The sequence below is a fragment of the Mycolicibacterium aromaticivorans JS19b1 = JCM 16368 genome (genome assembly GCF_000559085.1).
GTDB lineage: Bacteria > Actinomycetota > Actinomycetes > Mycobacteriales > Mycobacteriaceae > Mycobacterium > Mycobacterium aromaticivorans.
Window position 1 is genome coordinate 1 of sequence record NZ_JALN02000005.1, and the last position, 14,090, is coordinate 14,090.

The 14,090-nt window shown below is 65.0% G+C and carries 15 protein-coding genes, 1 pseudogene and 1 riboswitch; of the genes and pseudogenes, 4 read left to right on the plus strand and 12 right to left on the minus strand.

Annotation, left to right across the window (positions count from 1 at the left end):
- The 4 genes and pseudogenes from Y900_RS29740 to Y900_RS29755 all read right to left on the minus strand — a co-directional run.
- A pseudogene (locus tag Y900_RS29740) lies at positions 1-858 on the minus strand (IS256 family transposase); the annotation flags it as partial.
- Positions 859-1,083: 225 nt separating this feature from the next.
- Positions 1,084-1,695 carry a hypothetical protein gene (locus Y900_RS33380; protein WP_237752825.1) on the minus strand — a complete coding sequence of 204 codons (612 nt, stop codon included), beginning with the start codon at positions 1,693-1,695 and terminating at the stop codon, positions 1,084-1,086.
- Positions 1,696-2,627: 932 nt separating this feature from the next.
- Complete coding sequence (locus tag Y900_RS33385; protein ID WP_122543951.1) at positions 2,628-2,777, minus strand: toxin-antitoxin system; 150 nt, start codon at positions 2,775-2,777, stop codon at positions 2,628-2,630.
- Positions 2,778-2,956: 179 nt separating this feature from the next.
- Positions 2,957-3,160, minus strand: coding sequence for a hypothetical protein (locus tag Y900_RS29755; RefSeq protein WP_036349794.1), 204 nt, complete (start codon positions 3,158-3,160; stop codon positions 2,957-2,959).
- A gap of 447 nt (positions 3,161-3,607) precedes the next feature.
- On the opposite strand from Y900_RS29755, the gene Y900_RS29760 reads away from it, so the two are divergent.
- The 3 genes from Y900_RS29760 to Y900_RS29770 all read left to right on the plus strand — a co-directional run bounded on the left by Y900_RS29760 (position 3,608) and on the right by Y900_RS29770 (position 5,237).
- The gene (locus Y900_RS29760; protein WP_036349799.1) at positions 3,608-4,183 is read left to right on the plus strand and encodes a nucleotide-binding protein; all 576 of its coding nucleotides are present in this window, start codon (positions 3,608-3,610) and stop codon (positions 4,181-4,183) included.
- Positions 4,176-4,403 (plus strand): hypothetical protein, encoded by a 228-nt coding sequence (locus Y900_RS29765; protein WP_036349802.1) that lies wholly within the window; start codon positions 4,176-4,178, stop codon positions 4,401-4,403. Before Y900_RS29760 ends, Y900_RS29765 begins: the two co-directional genes overlap by 8 nt.
- Before the next feature lie 102 nt (positions 4,404-4,505).
- Positions 4,506-5,237, plus strand: a complete 732-nt coding sequence (locus Y900_RS29770) for an NYN domain-containing protein (RefSeq protein WP_036349805.1) — start codon at positions 4,506-4,508, stop codon at positions 5,235-5,237.
- Between the two features lie 142 nt (positions 5,238-5,379).
- Here Y900_RS29770 and Y900_RS29775 read toward each other — a convergent pair whose 3' ends face one another.
- Positions 5,380-5,940, minus strand: a complete 561-nt coding sequence (locus Y900_RS29775) for a hypothetical protein (RefSeq protein ID WP_237752826.1) — start codon at positions 5,938-5,940, stop codon at positions 5,380-5,382.
- Positions 5,941-6,281: 341 nt separating this feature from the next.
- Between Y900_RS29775 and Y900_RS32635 the strand changes: the two genes are divergently transcribed.
- On the plus strand, positions 6,282-6,440 hold the full coding sequence (locus tag Y900_RS32635; RefSeq protein ID WP_157838307.1) for a hypothetical protein: 159 nt from the start codon (positions 6,282-6,284) through the stop codon (positions 6,438-6,440).
- Between the two features lie 455 nt (positions 6,441-6,895).
- Here Y900_RS32635 and Y900_RS32640 read toward each other — a convergent pair whose 3' ends face one another.
- From Y900_RS32640 to Y900_RS29800, 7 genes are all read right to left on the minus strand, one after another.
- Complete coding sequence (locus tag Y900_RS32640) at positions 6,896-7,054, minus strand: hypothetical protein (RefSeq protein ID WP_157838308.1); 159 nt, start codon at positions 7,052-7,054, stop codon at positions 6,896-6,898.
- 40 nt (positions 7,055-7,094) lie between these two features.
- A complete protein-coding gene (locus tag Y900_RS29780; protein ID WP_036349808.1) occupies positions 7,095-8,693 on the minus strand; it encodes an Nramp family divalent metal transporter in 1,599 nt (532 codons plus the stop codon).
- 139 nt (positions 8,694-8,832) lie between these two features.
- On the minus strand, positions 8,833-10,152 hold the full coding sequence (locus Y900_RS29785) for a magnesium transporter MgtE N-terminal domain-containing protein (protein WP_036349811.1): 1,320 nt from the start codon (positions 10,150-10,152) through the stop codon (positions 8,833-8,835).
- A 156-nt stretch (positions 10,153-10,308) separates the two neighbouring features.
- Positions 10,309-10,872 (minus strand): hypothetical protein, encoded by a 564-nt coding sequence (locus Y900_RS32270; RefSeq protein ID WP_131536396.1) that lies wholly within the window; start codon positions 10,870-10,872, stop codon positions 10,309-10,311.
- A 453-nt stretch (positions 10,873-11,325) separates the two neighbouring features.
- A complete protein-coding gene (locus Y900_RS32275) occupies positions 11,326-11,529 on the minus strand; it encodes a hypothetical protein (protein ID WP_057979829.1) in 204 nt (67 codons plus the stop codon).
- A 309-nt stretch (positions 11,530-11,838) separates the two neighbouring features.
- A riboswitch (M-box (ykoK) riboswitch) is annotated at positions 11,839-12,024 on the minus strand.
- A 75-nt stretch (positions 12,025-12,099) separates the two neighbouring features.
- Positions 12,100-12,672 carry a recombinase family protein gene (locus Y900_RS29795; RefSeq protein WP_036349816.1) on the minus strand — a complete coding sequence of 191 codons (573 nt, stop codon included), beginning with the start codon at positions 12,670-12,672 and terminating at the stop codon, positions 12,100-12,102.
- 676 nt (positions 12,673-13,348) lie between these two features.
- Entirely contained in the window at positions 13,349-13,999 is a 651-nt protein-coding gene (locus Y900_RS29800; protein WP_131536398.1) for a GAF and ANTAR domain-containing protein, read from the minus strand.
- Positions 14,000-14,090: the final 91 nt, after the last annotated feature.

The following is a 14,090-nucleotide window of genomic DNA, read 5'->3' on the forward strand; positions in this document are numbered from 1 at the left end:
TGCGGGACGTGAGCCGAAAAGTGTTGCGCAGCAGATGAATGATGCACGTCTGCACGATCGCCTGCGGCCACACATTGCCCACCACCTCGGGCAGTCCCTTGAGCCCGTCGCAGACGACGAAGAAGGTGTCCTTGATGCCGCGGTTGCGTAGGTCGGTGAGCACGCTCATCCAGAACTTGGCGCCCTCCCCGCCGGTGCCGGCCCACAAGCCGAGGATGTCGCGTTCCCCGGCCAGGGGACCCCGATGGCAGCGTAGAACGGCCGGTTGGCGACTTGGCCGTCGCGGACCTTGACCACGATCGCGTCGATGAAGATCGCGGCGTAGGTTTCATCCAGCGGTCGCACCGACCAGTCGTTCATCTCCTCAAGCACCTTGTCGGTGATGCGGCTGATCGTCTCTTTGGATACCGACGCCCCGTAGATCTCGGCGAAGTGCGCCGAGATCTCACCGGTGGTCAAGCCCTTCGCGTACAGCGACAGCACGACCTCGTCCACGCCGTTCAGGCGACGTTGGCGTTTCTTGACGATCTGAGGCTCGAAGGTCGATGCCCGATCGCGCGGCACGTCAAGTTCGACCGGGCCGGTGGTGTCGGTCAGCACCGTCTTGGTGCGGGTGCCGTTGCGGATGTTGCCCGACCCCGTCTCGGGCGGGTCGTGTTTCTCATAGCCGAGGTGCTCGGTCATCTCCTCATTGAGCGCGGTCTCGAGGACCGTCTTGGTCAACTGCTTGAGCAGCCCGTCGGGCCCGGTCAGCGACAAGCCCTGCTCCTGGGCCAATCGGACCAGTTCGACCGCAGCCTTCTGGCCTTCGGACTGCTCAGCCGCCTTCTTCTTCGCCACATCGTCCAGTGTCGTCATCACGGCACCTTTCTCGCCGAGCATCACTCAGCGTGTCAGTGCCGGAAACACCGTTAGATCCACAGTCCCCGCCCAACTTGTGCAAATGTGCCAGACATCCTACTAGGCGATTGGAGTAGGTATTCTGGTGGCAGTGAACCCCGGGGGGTGGCGAGTAAGTGATTTGATGGGTGGCGGCGCATGGGGCGGTGGAGATCGGTAGAAGCAGCGGTGTTGGACGAGCTGTTATGTCTGCTGGAGGAGCGTGAGGACACCGTCGGCCTCGACGCGTTGATGAGCTATCTCGTGGACGGCGTCAGCGTTCCCGCCTACCGACCACCGGGCCAGTTGTGGGACATCGCCACCGTCGGGCCGGAGGCACCGCCCACTGTCCTCTGAGGTGTCGAGAGACGTCTCCGGAACGTCCCACGGTGGGTGGGCAGGACGAGCGCGCAGTATGCGGCGGATCTCGTGCTGGGCGGCGGCGATGCGTGCGTGTTGGGCGGCGGTCAACGGCACCGGGTGCGGCGTCTTCTGGTCGATGCGGTCGGCGGCGCAGCCGCCGACCTTTGTCGGGGGCTGCGCGGTGGTCCAGGTGAGTCGTCGGAGTCGGCTGGACAGGAACGCGCCGGGGTTGGTGATGTGGTCGGGCCAGGTCGCGCCGCGGGCGCGCATGTCGGCGTTCAGCGCGTCGGTGATGTCCTGTGCTGTCCATACCAGCGGGTCGATACCGGCTGCGGTGAGCGCATCGCAGATGGTGCCGATGTGGACGCGGTCGAGGCCGTGGGCCGCAGCGACGAGGCCGCGGCGAGGCGTTGGGTGGCCAGTGGTCGCGGTGTGGTCCGCCGGGGCGGGCACACTGCACGGGTTTTGAATCCCTTTCGTGAATCTTCATGAGCGGGCGCGCTGGCGCGCCCGCTTGGTGAGTTTCTCCCTACGGGAGTTAAAAGACTAAGACCGCCTGACGGCGGTAGGTGGAAATCCTGCACAGGGTCATGCACAGGACGAGGCGATGCCGGGCGGGCTTCGCGGCGCGGCACCAGGTGGTACACCGAGGGTCTACGGCCGACGCTGGGGGTGCCCGGTGAGCCGTGTCCGCGTTGGGCCTCCACGGCCCATTGGGAGGCCCGTAGGACCCGCCAGGCGGCCGTAATGGTGCGTACGTCACAGCCCACCCGGGCGGCGATGGTGGCACGGGTTACGGCGACGTGGCGGCCGGTGGCGTGATCGGCGTGCTCGGCCATCACCCCGGCGATCGACAACAGCGTCGTCGCGGTGATCGACACCCGCTGCTCCGTGCACAGCTGGCCCAGGGCCGGCGACTGCGCCCAACGCTGGAGCCCGTCGAGCCAACTGCTGCGGCTGGTCCACATCGGCGCCCGCGGCCCACACGCGCCGGCGCGCTCGACCCAGCCGCGGCGGCGCTCATTGTTCAGCGCTCGGGCGACGTGCGGTGTGGGCGCGATAGCGGCGCCCAGCGGCGCCGGCCACGCACTGCTCACCCGAGCTGATCGGGCGGTGAGGAAGTCACGATTTGCGCACTGATTGCGCGCCATTTCTGGAACGTCAGACAGGCGTGCGCTACCGTGAGAGCTGTCGGTCAAGACAGTCCCTTCGGGGAAATGGGTACGGAAGACCCGGAACCGAGTTCGCAGCTCGGTTTGAACCTCCAGACGTGGCCCGCCTAAGGCGGGGCCTTCGTCATTCAGCGGGGGTTCCGCACACCAGCTATTCAGATGTCACGTTTGGCCTTACGGCTAAGTCCAGCCAGCAGCCGCGGCGCATACCGGTCACATCGCCAGCGGCAGCTCCTCCCTTGACTTGTGAAGTGCAAGGACAAGCTCGGGATGGCCGACGTGCTCGGCTAGCAGGTCTGCGACGTACTGCCCCATCGGGATACCGAGCTCGGCCGCCCTCTGTTTGACGATGTCGTAGACCACCCGAGGGGGCGCGTCATGATCTGGGCGCGGTCACCTTTATGCGGTTGAGCCATGAGCAGGACTCTGCCAGCCGGAACAAGCTGTAACTGATAGCGACACGCGGTTTGTGTGGACCTGTGTGACGCGTGTGGTTCACGCGGCCGGGTGGCCTCTCCCCTGCTGTGCGCCCGTCATCGCGGTCATGGTCGTCTGGTGAGAATCGCGATGGCGGCTTGAATGACGACGCCCAGGATGGCGCCGATGACGCGTCCGGTATCTCCGATGGTGAGCTTGGATTCCGGGTTGCGGGCGTGGATGCGATCAGCGAGGACGCAGACCGTCACGACGGTAGCCACGACTCCGAGGATGGCGACGATCCACACGGCCAGGTCAGTTCCGCTCATAGTTGATGCTCTTTCTCTGGTTGGTCGGGAAAGCGGCTCCCGGAGCGGGGCGTGAGAGCTCCGCTCTTTTCTTCTGGGCGGAACTGGGCTGTTTTCCACGGCACTGCCGCACCTTTCTCGTCGTGGCAACTCGGTCATTGGTGAAGTACCGGGGCGAGAGCTGTTTTCCGTCGTGCGGTGCGGCAGGTAGTTCTCTGGCACTCATCGGGAGGTATATGCCGGTGGGGTGCAGCGGCGGGGTCGCGAGGTACGGGCCATGAAAGAAGGGGTGCTTGGGGTGTAGCTTTCACGCCCTCTAATGACCTGCTGGAGGCCGATTTGCCGACAAGACGGGTGGTGACAATTTGGTAACGACTCGCAGAAATACCGGGTCTACGTCGATAGACGTAACGACGTAATAGCGTGTTGACGTATATGCGTCATTGCGCTGTGACGTAAGGTTTGGCCATGCCTACGGTTTCTTTGGTCCACACCAAGGGCGGCGTTGCGAAGACGACGTCGGCGGTGTATCTCGCGACTGCTGCCCATCGCCGCGGTCGCGATGTCGTACTTGTTGATGCCGACCCGCAGGGCTCGGCGCTGGAATGGGCGGCGGCCGCCCAGGATGACCCCTTGCCGTTTCCGGTGGTGCCGGCACGCCGACCCCTGGACGTCAGTGGCCGCCAGGAGTTGACGATCGTGGACACTCCCCCGGGTACGGCGCAGGTTATTCAGGAAGCGATCGAGCTGGCCGATTTGGTCGTGGTGCCCACGGGGGCTTCACCGCTGGATGTCCGCCGGGTATGGCCGACTTTGGAGATCACCGCACACCGCCCCACGGCGGTGCTGCTGACCGGCGTCGATCTACGAACCCGACTAGCCGACGAGGTGAAGACCCTGCTGGAGGACGAGGGCGTGCCGGTGATCGAAACGCGGATTGTCCGCCGTGAGGGCATCCGCCGGGCGTTCGGGTCTACACCGAATCACCTGTACGGCTACGACGACGTGTTCGACGAGCTGATGGGGGCATTGGTTCATGTCTGACTTGACTTCGAAGATGGCCGCACGAGTGAAGACAGAACCCGCCAAGCGGGCGGCTGAGGCGTTCCGCTCCCCCACTGACGATATGCAGCGCGCCACCGTTTATCTGCCACGCGCGACGGTGCGCGGACTGAAGCAGGCTGCACTGGACCGGGACACGAGCATGAGCAAAATCCTCACCGACCTGGCCGATCGGTGGTTAGCCCAGAACGCAAAGACGTAAGAACGTAAATGCGTCATTACGTCCTTACGTTAACAACTTCATGCCCCCAGCCGGGATCGTCCTGGCGGGCGATTGCGTGCCCGCCAGTTAGCGTCTGTTTCTATGCGAGTGGGTGTGTACATCGATGGTTTCAACCTGTACTACGGCGGCAAGTTCATCTGCGGATCTGGCACGGCCGGCTGGCGATGGCTTGACCTGCGCGCCTTGGCGACGCGGCTGATGGCCAACCAATCGGCTTGGAGCGGTGCGACCGTTGAACGCATCGTGTACTGCACTGCGCGTATCTCAGGAGCTGACAACCGCGTCGGCAGTCGAGAACAGGACGCCTACCTCGCCGCTTTGACCCGCGCCGCTGTCGTGGATCACATCGAAGAGGGCAACTACGTCAACCGCGTCACCTCCGCGCCCCTGGCCACCAAAGACCGACGCGGGCGTCCGGTTCTCACCACCCCAGCTTGGCCGGTAACCATTAAAGATGGTGCCGGGCAGAATGCCCCCGACGCGCGGTTCTTCGTTTCTGTTGCCCGGCGCGAGGAGAAGGGCTCCGATGTAAATGTGGCCGCCCACCTGCTGCTGGACATCCTCGAAAACCGCATCGACGCCGCGCTGGTGATCAGCAACGACAGCGACCTGAAATTTCCTGTCCAGGCCGCACGTGACCGCGTCCCGGTCGGCACCATCAACCCGACCAAAAACCAGACCGCAGGAAAGCTGCGGGGGCGACCGTCGGACGGGGTAGGCAACCACTGGTGGTACCAGCTGGTCGCCGCAGATTTCCAGTCCTGCCAACTCCCGGACCCCGCTGGCGGGGTGTCTAAGCCGCCGCCCTGGTGACCTGCCCGACAGGGGAGGGGAATTGCGTGGACGCAACGCGCGTTGCATAATTGCGGAATACCACCCGTCCCCGGCAGGGGACGGGTTTTTTCTTGCCCAACGTAAGGACGTAATGACGTATATGCGTCGTTACGTCCTTACGTCATGATTGCGTATTGAAGCGCTTTTCCCAGGCTGGGTAGCTGCCGAGGCTACGAAGAAGGGGAGCGGTGAGTGCTGCCACGACCTGGTCGGGGTTTTCGTCGAGGTCGGCTAGTGAGGCTTCGGTTGCTCTCTCGTAGATGTTTTCTGTGTAGACGGGTCCTTTGTCGCCGAAGTTCTGGTCGGCGATGATCCATGACGTCGAGTCGCGTAGGCCATTCATGGAGAGGGCGAACCGCCAACTTCCGGTGTAGCCCCAGCGGTGCGACACTGCAGCGGCCAGGCGGGCAAGCAAGCTGACGTGCCCGATGATCAGTCTTTCGAAGACCAGCGTGAGGTCGGGTGGGGGAGGGGACACGTTGCTGAATGAGCGGGTGGTCACGGCGCGCTCCGATGCCAACACGAGTCGGCCGGACTCATAGAGCACGATCTCGGCGGCGGAGTCCTTGCCGGCGAAGCGTTGCCCGTCGTACATGCCGGTGGTCAACGCGAGGCCAGACGAGCATGTCTTCTCGCGCGCCGACCGGGTCGGCCAGCACGACGAGCAGAGGAGCAGCGTCACCAACGAGTTCGGTACGGATCGAGCGGGCTTCAGCTCGTAGATCGCGGCGGTCCGCCAGGCGCCGGTCTAGGAGGCGTACGACCTCGGGGTTGGGCACCCCCATCGGGGCCAGGCAACCCCTCACCGTCGTCGGCCGTCTCGTCCGTGCTCGTCGTGATTGCCACCCGGTGTGGTCCTCCTCGTGCAAGCGGTCCATACCAAGACTCATATGCAGCGCAACTCGGTAATTCCCCAACACCCTAATGTGATTTAGATCACGCATTTGACCTGGGGAAACGTGCCTGCGGCCTGCATAAGAGCTTACAGAAACAACCGATTCGCGAACCCCTTTAGGAGGTGTCATGATCACCCTGATCGCGCTCACGGTGACGATGTTCTTCATCGCGGCCACCGCCGTCACCATCGCGCTGCGCTGGCCAGCCACCATCACCTGGGTCCACGTCACCGTGGCCGTGGTCGCTCCCATCGCCGCCGAAACGATCAACCTGTTCGTCCGCTGAACTGGCCAAACAGACGGCATAATTGCGCAATACCACCCGTCCCCGGCAGGGGCGGGTTTTTCTTTGCCTTCATGGGCCGCCCCCAGCTCACCGCGGCCTGTGGCGTCGTGACGTAATCACGTACTTACGTTATTACGTCACGACGCACCACTTCATCCAACCTGGGATGCAACGACAGATCAGAAGGTTAGGGGTCGGGCCGTGTCCCGATAACGAAGGTTTTCGGGACGCCGAAGAGCCACCGTCCCGCCTTAGCCTTGGACCATCCTCAGACTGTCAATCGGACGGTTCCTGGTCGCGTGATCTTTCGTGGCACGCCCCATGCTGCCTCTAGAGCCGTACGCGACCTCTCTCAACGCGTCCCTCAAGTCAAGAATGGTCCTGAACAAAGGGCCGCAACCGTGGTCACAAGACACCCGATGAATAAAGGTGAGCTGTCTCGGTCGAGAACACGCTTAGCGGCCCCGTCGGCCCCACAGGATCAGCAGTGTCACCGTCGCGATCACCGCGATCGTCACTAGCAGGATCGTGGAGCCGATGATCACCGCGTGGTGGCTGTACTGCGGTAGCGGGGTCGATGCCACGGCCAGCGAGCCACCGAGTGCGGTGCTCACATCCGCCGGTCCCTGCACCGGCGCGCGGTGCGGCGCATGGTCATCCGCCGCCGAGTTGGACGGCTTTGACGATGAGCAGGATCGCGCCGACGACCAGGTAGCCGCGTAGGGCGAGCATGCCGAGTTTGGTTCCGGCCGACCAGGTGACGGGTTCCAGCAAGGCCAGGGGCGGCATGCGCCACGACATCTTCTCAGGCCCGTCGATCACGGTCACTGGGGCCGGGGCCCTGGGGTTTCGGCGTTGCAACCACTTCAGCACCCCGACCGCGAGGATGGCCAGGATGACGATGCCTGCGGCGAGGTACGCGGTGACGGTCACGACGTCCAAGTCGGGAAATAGGGTGGTGGCCATCAGGATCCCCGACAGCAACAGCAGCACCGCGACGATGAACACCGCGACGACGTTGAGCCAGCGCCGGTTCACCCACGGGCCCAACACCTCCCGGTCGTTGCACAACAACAGCAGGAACACACTCGCACTCGGCAGCAGCAGACCCGCCAGTGCCTGCACCGCAGTGGTGATCAGACCCAACGGCGCACCCGGGATCAGCACGATCCCAGCGGCGGCGGCGACCATCGCGATGTAGGAGACGTAGAACGGTTTGGCGTCGGCAAACCCGCGGTGCAGGGAGTGTTTCAGGCCGAACACGTCGCCGAAGGCGTAGCTGGTGGCCAAGGTCACCGCTGCCGCACCCACGATGGAGGCATCCAGCAGCACGATCGCGAAGACCGGACCCAGCACACTGCTATGCGCCGACAGCAGACGGGCGATGTCTCCGGCGTCGCCGAAGTTGCCCTCACTGCCGGTGGAGCGGGCCGCCCAGTCCGCGGTCATCACCAACGCAGCCGCACCGATGACCACCACGAACGCGCCTATGGTGGTGTCGGCGCGCTCGTAACTGATGAAGCGCGGGGTGATGCGCTTGTCGACGATGTTGGACTGCTGAAAGAACAGCTGCCACGGCGCAACGGTGGTGCCCACGATCGCAATGATCAGCAGCACCGCATCCGAGCTGAGCCCACCCTTGATGCCCGGCACGACGAAGGCCTGTGCGGCCGCCCCCCACTGGGGGTGCGACAGCAGCAGCATCGGGATCTGCAGCAGGGTGATCGCGATGAACACGAACATGGCGCGTTCCCAGCGACGGAAACTGCCCGAGGCCATGATCGCCACCAACGCCACCGCGGCCGTCGGGACGACGATGTACTTCGAGACACCGAAATAGGCGGCGGCCAACGAGACGCCGATGAACTCGGTGACGATGGTCAGGAAGTTCAGCAGGAACAGATCCCCCACGGAGAACCAGCCCCACCCGCGGCCGAAGCGTTCGTTGATCAGCCGGGCATGGCCCACCCCGGTGACCGCTCCGAGGCGGACCACCATCTCCTGGTTGACGATCAGCACCGGGATCAGCAACAGCAGCACCCAGAGAAGGCTGTAGCCGTAGTTTTGGCCGGCCTGGGCGTAGGTGGCGACACCGCCGGCGTCGTTGTCGCCGACCATCACGATGATCCCGGGCCCGAGGATCGCCAACAGTGTCAGCAGCCGGGTCTTGAGCGTGCGGCCCTGATCGCTGTCGCCGACGCTGACCCGGCCGAACGCGCCTTCGATGTCACCGAGATGGGCGCTGTCCAACACCGCCGACGCCTGAGGCGCTGCAGGGGCTGGAGTCGGCTCGGGTCCCGGCGCGCTGGTGGACGCGGCCTGTGGGGTGACATCAGCAGCGGGAGCCTGATCCGGTGCCGTGGGGTCGGTGGTGCCTACCGGCGGGTGGGAGTCAGCCATGACCGGCCCCGTCCTGGGCACCGACGACGTCGCGGATCGGGCGCGGCGCGGGTTCGCGGCGCCGCCAGTCCTCGGGGATGGTGGCCTCCAGGACGTCATCGAAGGTCACCACACCGACCACCCGGTCGCCCTCGTCGACGACGGGGATGGCGACCAGGTTGTAGTCGGCCATCAGCAGGGCGACGTCGGTCAGGTCGGCTTCCGGGGTGACTCGGATCGGGTCGACGTCGAGCAGCTCGGTGATCGGGGTGTGGGGGTCGGATTGCAGCAGCCGGATCACCGAGACCACCCCGACCAGTTCGCCGGCCTCGTTGACCCCGTGCATCTTGAGCAACGCCTCGGGTTGCATCGCCCGGGCGGCAGCGATGATCGAAAGAGCTTGCGCGGCAGTGGCATCCGTCGAACACGACGCCACGTCGACGCTCATCAACCCGCCCGCGGTCGAGGGGTTGAACCCCATCAGCGTGATGACCTTGGTGCGCTGCCCCGCCGGCAGCAGCTCCAGCACCCGGCGACGGCGGGACTGGCGCAGATCGGCGATCGCGTCCGCCGCGTCGTCGGCCCGCATCCGGGCCAATACCCCGGCGACCTCGGTATCAGTCATGTCGCCCAGGATCTTGGTGGCCTTGTCGGGGTCGAGTTCCTCGAAGACGTCGGCCTCCAACTCCGGGTCGGAGTGGAGGCGGTCGAGGATTTCTCCACCCTCGTCTTTGTCGGCGTCCTCCAGCAGGTCCGCGATCTGGGCCGGCTTCAGCTTCGACATCCGCCCGCCCGCGCGCTCCAACACGCTCGCCGTGTGCCCGATGAGCGGTTCGAAGGACTTCCAGTCCCGGCTGGCATGCCCCCCACCGGATTTGATCAACCCGAACAGCCGCGCCGGCCGGCGGGTATCCAGCCGTGCCAGCACCCAGCCCGCCCCGGTGTCCTCGAGCTCGATGTCGTAGGCATGCACCAACTCCGCGGCCGCGACGTCGATGAGCCGGTGATCGAGGACGTCGGTGCGCAACAGAACCTCGCCGTCACGGCGTTCGAACTCGCGCAGATCCACCTTGTTCTTCGACAGATCGACGTGTTCCTGGGTCAGGTCGGTGATCTGCCCGGACGACACGTACACCCGACGGCCGCCGATCCCTACCACCAGGCCGGTGACCGGCGGATACCCCTCGGCACCGCGCAGGCTGACGATGACGTCCTCGACCCGGCCCACCGCGTCACCGGCCTTCGCGACGACCGGACGACCCAGGAGATCGGACAGATGGATCACCGGCCGTGACGCCGTGGGCGCTCCACCATCAGGCGGGACTTCATGCATAGTGACTCTTCCTTCTCGATGAGACGATCGCGGCCGTGCCCGAATGTCGCGGTTCCATATGCGCACGACCACGTGAACACTGGGCGACACCGATCTCGACCACCGTCGGTAGACACCCAAACCTGGGACATGTGGATGGATCGTCCACAGAGGTCGTTAGTCACCGGGCCCTCGATCACGACCCTTACGCCGGGCCGCGTACCGAGGGCTGTAGCCAGTGCGAGATCCCGTAGGGGTCGCGCATCTGGCTACCACGTAGACGGCAAGGAGAAGTGCTGGCCCGATCACGCTGGCCAGTAACCCCAACCCGGCGAGGTGCCCGATCAGCGCGATCAGGCCAATGACGATGTTCGCCAGCGCGGCGACCTCCATGATCAGCACGGCGATCACGACCCGGCGCCGCCGCCTCACGTCGTCAACGGTGGTCTGGCGCTGCTGATCGAGGTCAGTTTCATCGGCGACTTCCGCGCGAAGCAACTCAAGCAGGGCGACCGGGACGTCGGTCGCCACGCTGACATCCCCGACGTCGTCGCCGCGGCGCAGCATCAGCGCCGCCAACCGGACCCGCACGCTGGCGTGGCGATCGTCATCGGCCTCCGGCAGTGGGGCCGTTGATCGCTTGGGAGTCATTCCCAGGTCACCGAGGAACGCCGGGTTCGATCCGGCGGACGCCGCCCGCGGGGGAGTGCGCCGCGTGCGGGACCGTCGTTTCTTGGGCATGTCCTCAGTATGACCAGGTCGGACGGGTCGCAACATCGAGCCATTCCTGTCAATCTCCTGTCGCCACAGGTGCCTATCGGCGGGTACACCTGCTAGACGCGCGGCGGGCCGCCCACCACATCGTCCGGAGGTCCTGGGTTGGGAATTTGGACGGGTAGGGGTGTCGGCCATGTCGGCCATCACCTCGACCAACGCTTGCGGGACGCGGGTTGTGGTGGCGACCACCGCCGGGTCACCACCGTGCCGCAGCATCGCCCGGGCGGTGAGCATCCGGATGGTGGCGGTCAGCGTTCCGTCGGCCCGCTGGCCTGACACCCCTTGCGGCGCAGTTATTTTGGCGGGTTTATCGATCGCGTCGTGCGTCTGATCGTCGTGGGAGTCCATCGGTGGGCCTCCTCGCGCGGCGGCGGGCCGGGGCGGGCCGGGGTCGTGATGCACCCCAGCCCGAACCGGTCAGCCGACGTGCCCACCCAGTGACGCCGTGATCAGCGCGGGCGGGGTGTAGGACGCCAACAGGTACGCCCGCTCCTGCGGGGTCAAATTGCGCCGGACCCACACCCGTCGACACGCCCTGCGGCCCCAGGTGAACCATCCGTGTGCGGCACGGGACGCCATCGACACCACGGGTATGCGAAGACGAGACAGAACAACAACCATGACAAAACTCCTTGACGCAAAGAGAAATTGGGGTGTCGTGGCATCTTTGAGTGTCACGCGGACCTCAAGCAGGCAGCAGCGCCGTAGGGGTGCACCGTCGGAACAATGGTGCACTCGAACAATCAACGACGAGAAGGGCTTTAGGCCTCGATCGACTCAAGCTGGCCACGCAGCGGGAACAACTCCGAACCCGCAGACGGCGGTTTATCGCTGGTACTCAACGGTGTTCCTCACCTCCTCGCAGCCAGGACGCACGCGGGCGTCACATCGAAAGCACACGTGGGGAGGACGTGCGGCACAGTGACCACACCTACACCCCTCTCGTCAGAGCTTCGGCACTGCACGGCGTATCGGGCCACCAGAAAACACTCGGTGCTCGAAGCCACTTGGGCTCAACCCTTAATCCGGGAGGAGCTGTCCTGACCCGGGGCGTCTTTCGACGTTCGGGGTCAGTGGCCTTTATCCGCGCAGACGCCTCACCTAGCGAGGTGCTTGCACCGATCAGTGTGGACCTCCAGACCACAACCCGTCAAGACGAACCAGACGACGCGCGCGTTGACCCCTCGTCCCTCACACCATCGGCTCTGCCGACAAGTAGCGATAGGCGGTCGCCCGTCCAATACCGAAGGCCTTGGCCAGTTCTCGTACGGGTTCGCCAGTAGCAGCGAGTCGGCGGAGTTGTTCTTGCCGTTCTGGGCTAAGCCGTGGTGGCTTGGTAGCAGGCAGGCACCGGGTTCGGCGTGATGCGCGTGATGCAGCTCGGCGTTCACGGCCGAGCTCAAGCTCGAGTTCGGCGAGGGTCGCCATGATCGCCGCTACTGCGCGCCCGGTCGGTGTGGCTGTATCTACGCCTTCACGCAAGGCGCGCAACAGGATTCGTCGCTCTCCGAATTCGGCGATGGTGCGGGTGACTTCGGCGACCGAGCGGCCGAGTCGATCGATGGCGGTGACGACGACGGTGTCACCGGGCCGGGCGTAGGCGAGCAGAGCCGCCAGTCCCGGCCGGTCCGTCTTCGCCGACCCCGAGAGCTTGTCGGTGAACACCCGATCCGGCTCGACGCTGGCGGCGGCGAGCGCAGCGAGTTGGGCGTCGAGGTCTTGGCCTGTGGTGCTGACGCGGGCGTAGCCGAGGATCGTCGTCATGCCAATGACTGTCTCACCACCCTGGACAGCAAAGATGTGAGACACGCGGTGTGAGACAAGAAACGAGACAGCGCGACCTGGGATTACACGGTGGGGGAGTAGCTCTCTGAGGGGTGTCTCTTTTCTCTACAAAAGAGACGTGCATGAGTATTCGGACGGCGGGTAGAGGATTGCCATGAATGGCCGCGGATTGCATCACCACGCACCTGTAACTCCTGATGAGGTTCTCGCCGAGACGCTTCGACTGCGCCCCGGCAAAGCGAATACTGTTACAGGACAACGGCGTTGGCGTTCTGACCGGCGGCGTGCCGCCAGGGTTACCATCTCACCGACTGGGGCTTGCAAGGCGAGCACCCTGATCGCGGCCGCCTTCAAGGTGTCTGCGTGCGGTGAATCCTCGTCCCGGCCGATGACGTCTCCGCCACCCCCGGCCATCACGACGGGGGCCGAGGTGCCAATTTTCCCGGATGTGGATGTGGGTTAGCGGTGTTTGTGGGTAGTTCCCCAGACAGGGGGAGTGGTGGTCGCGACACTGAGACTCCCTCTTAGTCCTTGGTGGTTCAGCCCGTGTGCCATCAAGGACGCTTCTCCTGGGCTGGCACGCTAGGGCTGGCGTACTTGACCGCAATCTTTGAGACATGTTGCAAAACAGGCTGTTTAGGTCGACACGTCACCGTTAGATGACGGTGGCGATGAGGTGTTGGGCAATGTCGAGCAGGGGGGTGTTGGATTCTTGAGAAAGCTGACGCAGCAGCGCGAAGGCGGCATCGGCGGTGATGCTGAAGCGTTCCATCAGGATGCCTTTGGCTTGACCGATGTCATCGCGGGAGCTCAGGGCGCGGCGTAGCTGCTCTTCGCGCACCACCGCACTCCAGGCCCCAGCGGCCAGCGCCGCCAGATCGGCGGCATCCGCGAGGACGGTGGCATCGAAAGCCTCAGGTCGTTCAGCAGCCAGAATCAGTACCCCCAGCACGAACCGGTCGTAATGCATCGGCAGCGCTGCGATACTGCGCACCGAAGTCACCCGAGCGGCTTCGCGGGTGAACTGCGGCCAGCGCCCCTCGACGGTGAGGTCAGCGACGAGGACGGTGTCCTGGCTGCTGGCGGCGTCCCGAGCCGGACCTGCCCCACCATGGCGCTCAGCGTCGTGCAGCATCGCGATGACAGGGTGTTCGGTGATGACCGCTGCGGGCGTGCGCTCCACGCGCCGAGCTGGCACCGCTATGCCGGCGTAGTTAACGACCGGAATCTGCTGCTCGATCAGATTCACCAAATCAGCCAGGGCGACCGGCACGGTGCTCAACTCCGCGTGGCGGATCGCGCCCATCACCGCGACCAGCGAGCTCAGCAGTGGCCCGTCGGCAGGCACCCTCCCCGCCCCTCTGGGCCCCCACGCTACCCCGTCCACGCGTGAAGGG

Bases quoted from the DNA above. Each gene is read 5' to 3' on its own strand.
- Y900_RS29770 (WP_036349805.1), top strand. From the start codon at position 4,506: ATGCGAGTGGGTGTGTACATCGATGGTTTCAACCTGTACTACGGCGGC.
- Y900_RS32635 (WP_157838307.1), top strand. From the start codon at position 6,282: ATGATCACCCTGATCGCGCTCACGGTGACGATGTTCTTCATCGCGGCC.
- Y900_RS29760 (WP_036349799.1), top strand. From the start codon at position 3,608: ATGCCTACGGTTTCTTTGGTCCACACCAAGGGCGGCGTTGCGAAGACG.
- Y900_RS32275 (WP_057979829.1), bottom strand. From the start codon at position 11,529: ATGGTTGTTGTTCTGTCTCGTCTTCGCATACCCGTGGTGTCGATGGCG.
- Y900_RS32270 (WP_131536396.1), bottom strand. From the start codon at position 10,872: ATGCCCAAGAAACGACGGTCCCGCACGCGGCGCACTCCCCCGCGGGCG.
- Y900_RS29755 (WP_036349794.1), bottom strand. From the start codon at position 3,160: ATGAGCGGAACTGACCTGGCCGTGTGGATCGTCGCCATCCTCGGAGTC.
- Y900_RS29800 (WP_131536398.1), bottom strand. From the start codon at position 13,999: ATGGGCGCGATCCGCCACGCGGAGTTGAGCACCGTGCCGGTCGCCCTG.
- Y900_RS29795 (WP_036349816.1), bottom strand. From the start codon at position 12,672: ATGACGACGATCCTCGGCTACGCCCGCGTCAGCACCACAGGCCAAGAC.
- Y900_RS29765 (WP_036349802.1), top strand. From the start codon at position 4,176: ATGTCTGACTTGACTTCGAAGATGGCCGCACGAGTGAAGACAGAACCC.
- Y900_RS29785 (WP_036349811.1), bottom strand. From the start codon at position 10,152: ATGCATGAAGTCCCGCCTGATGGTGGAGCGCCCACGGCGTCACGGCCG.